Raw genomic sequence first — 6,631 nt, forward strand, 5'->3', positions numbered from 1 at the left:
AAGGGGAGAGGGGGAGAGGATTTGACGATTTTTGATCGGGACTCGAAATATACAATTTAAATGCACAACAGCTTATCGCCCTTTTCTTCAAATCTCATGAAAGCAGACAAGCTAGATTTTTTGGCAAACAAATCTCTCTCGGAACTCAAAGCGCTCGCTGCCGAACTGAAACTTGAACCCAACGGCGACAGGCGGTTGAAATCGACTTGGTTCGACCTTTCGATCGAGTATCGGTGTCCGGGAATAAAAAAACGAGCCGCGAAACTTCGCGATCTAGCTGGCGCCGAGAGACTGAGGGTACTCCTTGAAGAAGAGCGCCAGAAGACGATCGCCATTGGCGAAAAATCCCCCGGTGCCGATCTCGTCCAGGAGCGGATCGAAAAATCCCTTGATGTCGATCGCGCCCGCTTTGCCGATCGAAAAATCCCCCGATGTCGATTGCCCCCATCCGGCGATCGAATTCCCCGATCTGGAATCTGCACTCGCATAGCAAGTGTGCGACTCCGGGCGCCAAATCAGAAACTGCTGGAACTTGCCCGATCGCAATCTGAAGTTATTCACAAAGCAAAAGACATTTCACCTGTGGAAAAACCCAGTCTCTGCCGCGTTCTCAAGTTAGCTCTCGCGGCTTGCCTGGATGTCTCCTTTCGCTGTCACCGGAGGATGGATTCTCAGCATGGGAACCATGAAGCGGGATTTTAAAAAGCTCAGACACATCTGGGAATTGCTGATTGTTGAGGACTGGCCTTTGACGGAGCTATTTTGCCCGCCACCACTACCACTCGTCCAAAAATCTATTTTCACAGCGACACACACAAGATATTGTTTCATTCCCGATCCGATGACCCGATCGATATCTGGCGTCTGGGCTCGGTCAATGCTCAGTTGAGCGGCGAGGAGCCGCCTGCTGGAGGTGATGCTCAGTAGCAGTCCCGTTTGTTCCATCACTTCTACTGTCTCCGTGCGAGATCCTTTGAGCGAGGATCTCGCTTCCTACCACCACAAAACACAATCGAATCAATAAATACTTTTACTTATCGGCATTCCCAGATGCCGCCGATGACTGATGAGATTAAAGCCCAAATTGCAGCAATCGACTTCAATGTAGCGAATTTGATTCTGAAAAATCAGGGCAACAATCGCGCGCTCTCTAAGTTAGCAGAAACTCTTTCGGACTGCTGGGATAGTTGTGAGATGAACTTGCACTGCATTCGGATCGTTGGCGGCGGCGAGGAACCTGTTCGGGCGTGAGGCTAAGCCTCACTACCTGAGAAGGAAAAAGACTTAATTTTCTCTACCGCTATCATATCAAATCCGTTAGCATCGGAATAGTAAGTTCGAGTTGACAGTTGACAGTTGACTGTTCACTGTTCACGGCGTCAACAGTCAACTGTCAACAGTCAACTGTCAACATCATTCCGGTGTAACCGGAAATGATATCACATCCACGGTAGCCATCAAAATCCTAGCTGGCACTTTCGGCTGTGATTTCGAGACAGCCGCGAATGATGTCGAAAAAATAAGTCAATTATAATTTGGGGCGTTGCTGAATTAGGGTATGATAGATTGAGAATACGATTGCCCAAAAATAACACTTCAAAAAACATAGAGCTTATGCAATGTCCTGAATGTCAGTCAAGTTACGTTAATAAAAATGGTCATAAAAAAGGCAAACAGAATTATATTTGTGTCAATTGTACCGACAATTTATAGACTGCTATCAACCTCATAAAGGTTACTCTTGGGAGGTGAAACGTGAATGTCTCAAAATGTATGTTAATGGCCGGGGTTTTCGAGCAATAGAAAGAATTAAAGGAGTACATCATACCACTATCATAAATTGGGTCAAGCAAGTCGGGGAATTGCTTCCTGATACTTATGAAGCAGAGACAATTCCCGAAGTTGCAGAACTTGATGAACTAGAAACATTTGTTCGCCTTTAAAAAATAAGATCTGGGTCCCGACAGCGGTTAATCACTTTCAGCCAGGGATTTTAGGATGGGTGCTGGGCGATCGTGCGTGCAGCAACTTTTCGACCATTGTGGGAATTAGTCGGCAATTGGAAATGTTATTTTTATATTACAGATGGATGGCCAGTTTATCCCATGTTTATGACCGATGGAGACCCTATTATCTGTAAAACTTACACGACCAGAGTAGAGGGCGAAAATACGCGACTGCGACATTATTTGGCACGACTTCATCGCCAGACACTTTGCTATTCTAAGTCGAGAGAGATGCTCAAAAATTCCCTTAGCTTATTAATTCATTATCTTAAGTTTTGGGACGTTCCGGTTCCCTATCCAGGGAATCATTTCAATCGGATTCTAGCGAGGCAAATGGAGTAACTAATACATCCCTGCGATCGTACCAATCATACCTCAATTCAGCAACGCCAAAAGAGTTAACGTGTGCGGAGTCAGTTGGGTGTTGGCTCTACTTTTACTGTGCATTTAAAAGCAAAAGTTAATATTAGTTAGAAGGAAGTTCGACAAGGAGCAATGTACGAGATTTAACGGATTTAACGGGGGGGTTCGGCAACGGATTGTGTACGGGATTTAACGGATTTAAGGAAAGGAAGAGATGGCATAATTCCCGATTACCAATTACCAATTCCCTTTTTTATTGTGACACCGATCGCGATCGACCTCTGTTGCCGATCGCACAGTAGCATTTTTTCCCAGCCTAGAATACATGTATTATCCCAAAAGTGTCCCGCAGGATCTGGCGCCTCGCTGCATTCACAAGTCGCACCTCAAGCTGATTAAGGGGGTGGGGGGTTGCTTGGAGAAAGGTAATTTGGTAAAAGTAATGCTATGGTCGCGAACCAGTAGAAGGCAAAAGTTAACAGGAAATCAGGAATTATCAAAGGTCTCTGGAGGCAGAAACACAATTCTGCTTTTTGCCTTCATACTGCTGCTTTTAGTGGCGAGATAGCAATGCTGCTGAAAGCAGTGCGCAAGTTTTCAGAATCACAGGAGTTCATAGACATGATTAAACCTTGCAGTCAACCGCTAAAAATAAATCCTTTCACTTGTTATCGCGATCCCGCTACAGGCAGGTGGACTACTGTAGTTACAAGTGTTCAGGACCCTTGCGAAACAGACTCTACTTTGAAAGCAAAAGCCGAAGGCGAAAACGAAGGTAAAGCACAAAGGCTCGTTTCTGATTCTCCTGCTGTCTCGCTGCCGAAAAAAAGCCTTTCCTACTCCTTGCCTCCCCTTAAAAAGCTTGCTAAAAAATCTGCTGTTACTGTCAGCAGGTAGCTATCCCAGGGGTCTAATATAGTTTCCACCGTTACTCTCCAGGGATAGCCCAATAAAAAAAACGAACTTATCCCTAGCATAAATTGCCAAAAAGCGGTATACTGGCAGCAAACTTTCTCCTTCAATATCCGTGAAGTATTTGCTCGATCGCTGCCTCCAATTTGTATGGACAGACCGACCAATTCGCCAGCGGGGAACAGTCATAGTTGCTATCCCCGTGATTTGTCTGTTTGCTTCGCTGATAGCAATTGCAGCCCTCCGGGATACTACCCTACAGATAAGAAAGCGATCGGATACTAATAAGGCAATACTTCAGGAAACTAACCGCTTGTTAACAATGGTGGTGGATGCCGAAACAGGCATTCGGGGTTACGGGTTGACGAAGCGCCGCGAATTTCTATCATCCTACTTAGAAGCCAAGAAGAGTTTGCCTCCGCTGCTAGCTAAACTCAAGGTGGCGGTTCGAGAAAATCCACTGCAAGCTCAGCGATTTGAAGAAATTAAAAAAAGTACCGAAGAGCAAATAAATTTCTTGCAAAACACTTTGAATAAGCTCGACAGTTCGGCAACAAGCGTGCAGTCGCCGGAAATAATTCAGGTGTTCGGTCAAGGTAGGTTGCAGATGGATAACCTGCGCGAAAAATTTAATGCGTTTGTTGATGTAGGCGAAGCCTACCAGAAAGCAGTAGATCGACAAATACAGGAGTTGATAGATTTCATTAATTTTGTGCAAGTTGCTGGGTTGCTTTTCGGCTGTTTGGGTGGAGGGGCTTCCTGGTATTTATTTAATAGTTTAGAGAAGGAATTGAGGAAGCGGGAAGCTGGCTGGGAAGAAAGTAAAAGCCGCATTCAAGCTGTGGTAGACAATGCGGCTGACGGTATTATTACTTTGGACGCATCGGGAAATATTGAGTCTTTTAATAGGGCAGCAGAAAAGATTTTTGGCGAGAAAGCCGATCGAATAATTGGCTCGAACCTGCGGCGGCTGATAGCTATACCGCAGCCTTACAGCACCGCAGGGGATTATTCGATCGAATATTTTGTGTTAAATCCCGATACTAAGCTGAAGACTTACCAGCAAGAAACAGTTGGAGTTCGCAGCGACGGAACTAAATTTCCGATGGAGTTAGCTGTCAGCGAAATGCGTCTGGCAAATCAACAGTTGTTTATTGCGATTTGCCGCGATGCCCGAGGACGGAAAGAAGCCGAGGAAACTCTGCGCAAGCAAGCGCAAATGCTGGATTTGGCGAACGATACGATCGCGGTACTAGACTTGAACGGGGCGATTTCTTATTGGAATTTGGGGGCGAAGTGGCTCTACGGGTGGCGGAAGTCGCAAGCAATAGGAAAAAATATTCACGAGCTTTTACAAACAGAATGGACTCAACCTGTGGAGGTAATTCAAAAAGTGTTTTTCGATCGGGGTTCTTGGCAAGGGGAACTCGTGCGCACCAAGGCAGACGGCACAAAAATAACGGTGGCAAGCCGATGGACTTTGCAGCACGACGATCGAGATAAACCGGTGGCTATTTTGGAAATCAGCAACGATATTAGCGATCGCAAACGCTCAGAAATTGCTTTAGCCCAAAGCGCGCAGCGGTTTCGCGCTACTTTTGAGCAGGCGGCAGTCGGCATGGCCCAAGCGACTGTGGAAGGTAAATTTCTGTTAGTCAATCAAAAACTTTGCGAAATTTTGGGCTACAGCCGACAAGAATTGGTGGAGAAAAGATTTCAGGAGATTACTTGGCAGGGAGATTTGGCAAGCGAAGAGGAACTTGTGCGCCAATTGTTAGCAGGAGAAATTGAAAATTTCTCTCTGGAAAAGCGCTACATCCGCAACGACGGAGAGTTGGTGTGGGCAAACTTGACGGTTTCGCTGCTGCGAGAACAAAATGGCACTCAATTTCTGATGGGTGTGGTAGAAGATATTAGGGAACGCAAACAAGCTGAGGAATCGCTGCGGTTGCGCGCTGAAGAATTGAGTTGGACGGCGCAGATGCTGGCTAAAACGACGAATGTTTTGAGAAAGCGGAATCAAGAATTAGACCAGTTTGCTTATGTAGTTTCTCACGATTTGAAAGCGCCGCTGAGGGCGATCGCAAATCTCAGCAGTTGGATAGAAGAAGACCTCAGCGACTCGATGACAGAGGATACTCTGCACCAAATGAACCTGCTGCGCGGCAGAGTTCACCGCATGGAAGGTTTGATTGAGGGACTGCTGCAATATTCCCGCGTCGGACGCATTCAAGTGCCATCAGAAATGGTAAAAGTTGAGAAGTTATTAGCAGAAATTATTGATTCCTTGGCGCCGCCGTCTGGATTTGAGGTGAAAGTTGAACCGGGAATGCCAACTTTTGTGACGGAAAAATTGGCGTTACAGCAGGTTTTTTCTAATTTAATTAGCAACGCCATCAAGCACAATCGAGGTGAATCGGGTCACGTAACAATATCGGTTAAAGAGTTAGATGATTTTTACGAGTTTTCTGTGGCGGATGACGGGCCGGGGATTGCTCCTCAATATCACGATAAAGTTTTTGTAATTTTTCAGACCTTGGAAGCTCGCGATAAAGTTGAAAATACTGGCATTGGTTTGTCGCTGGTGAAGAAAATTGTCGAAGGTCAAGGGGGTACTATTTCCCTAGAATCTGCCGAAGGTGAAGGAGCAACTTTTCTATTTACTTGGCCGAAGCAACCTATTAGCAAAGACGGAAAATAAAACAACTTTAAACGTAGGGTGCCCGCACCAGCACCGCGATCGAAATAGTAAATGTAGGGTGCGCAGTGGACACTGAGATGCCGATAGCGACTGTTTAAACTGCATCACAACGGATTTCGATGATAAATCCATCAGGATCGTAAAAGTAAATGCCGCGTCCTGTAGCGCGAGTAACGGGGCCGCTGTCGATCGCAATTTGATTTGACTTTAGCACTTCCAGAGCGCGATCGAACAAATCCGGCTCGATATCGAAGGCTAAGTGGTTGGCGCGAGTAAAAGCCTTCTGGGGGTCTGGGTTTGGCGGTTCCAAGTCGGGCTGCCAAAATAGGTCAATCACAGTGTCGTCTGGGGTGACGAAATTAGCGACTTTACCAGCGGCTACCATTTCTGTTAAACTTGCGGGAATTTCTGCACCTGTTAGTTCGTGCAAACCGAGAACTGTACCGTAGAAGTGGCGGGAAGCTTTCATGTCGCGCACGTTTAAAGCGATATGGTGAACGCGCCGCAAGTTCCCCGGCGCGAGGACAATTTTGACGGTGTTTTCGGTAGTTTGCATGATTGTCAATTGCGAATGTTATCAGAGAATTGGGTCTAAAACCCCGTCTTTCCAGGACGGCTTTAATTCTAAAGTTTTAATGACTCACTAAAC

The 6,631-nt window shown here is 46.1% G+C and carries 5 protein-coding genes and 1 pseudogene; 5 read left to right on the top strand and 1 reads right to left on the bottom strand.

The window, feature by feature from the left end:
• Positions 1 to 96 precede the first annotated feature (96 nt).
• The 5 genes and pseudogenes from QUB61_RS37010 (at position 97) to QUB61_RS37030 (ending at position 5,982) form a co-directional block, all read left to right on the top strand.
• Positions 97 to 702, top strand: a complete 606-nt coding sequence (locus QUB61_RS37010) for a hypothetical protein (RefSeq protein WP_333136120.1) — start codon at positions 97 to 99, stop codon at positions 700 to 702.
• A 357-nt stretch (positions 703 to 1,059) separates the two neighbouring features.
• The gene (locus QUB61_RS37015) at positions 1,060 to 1,251 is read left to right on the top strand and encodes a hypothetical protein (RefSeq protein WP_333136118.1); all 192 of its coding nucleotides are present in this window, start codon (positions 1,060 to 1,062) and stop codon (positions 1,249 to 1,251) included.
• Positions 1,252 to 1,614: 363 nt separating this feature from the next.
• Positions 1,615 to 2,348, top strand: a pseudogene (locus QUB61_RS37020) (IS1 family transposase).
• Positions 2,349 to 2,939: 591 nt separating this feature from the next.
• Entirely contained in the window at positions 2,940 to 3,266 is a 327-nt protein-coding gene (locus QUB61_RS37025) for a hypothetical protein (RefSeq protein WP_333136116.1), read from the top strand.
• 130 nt (positions 3,267 to 3,396) lie between these two features.
• Complete coding sequence (locus tag QUB61_RS37030; RefSeq protein WP_333136114.1) at positions 3,397 to 5,982, top strand: PAS domain S-box protein; 2,586 nt, start codon at positions 3,397 to 3,399, stop codon at positions 5,980 to 5,982.
• A 94-nt stretch (positions 5,983 to 6,076) separates the two neighbouring features.
• Here QUB61_RS37030 and QUB61_RS37035 read toward each other — a convergent pair whose 3' ends face one another.
• Positions 6,077 to 6,538 (bottom strand): VOC family protein, encoded by a 462-nt coding sequence (locus QUB61_RS37035; RefSeq protein ID WP_333136111.1) that lies wholly within the window; start codon positions 6,536 to 6,538, stop codon positions 6,077 to 6,079.
• Positions 6,539 to 6,631: the final 93 nt, after the last annotated feature.

This window comes from Microcoleus sp. C2D2 (assembly GCF_036702495.1).
Classification (GTDB): Bacteria; Cyanobacteriota; Cyanobacteriia; order Cyanobacteriales; family Microcoleaceae; genus Microcoleus.

What these genes read in the sequence shown, in the direction of transcription:
- QUB61_RS37010 (WP_333136120.1), top strand. Translation starts at nt 97, where the DNA reads ATGAAAGCAGACAAGCTAGATTTTTTGGCAAACAAATCTCTCTCGGAA.
- QUB61_RS37015 (WP_333136118.1), top strand. Translation starts at nt 1,060, where the DNA reads ATGACTGATGAGATTAAAGCCCAAATTGCAGCAATCGACTTCAATGTA.
- QUB61_RS37025 (WP_333136116.1), top strand. Translation starts at nt 2,940, where the DNA reads ATGCTGCTGAAAGCAGTGCGCAAGTTTTCAGAATCACAGGAGTTCATA.
- QUB61_RS37035 (WP_333136111.1), bottom strand. Translation starts at nt 6,538, where the DNA reads ATGCAAACTACCGAAAACACCGTCAAAATTGTCCTCGCGCCGGGGAAC.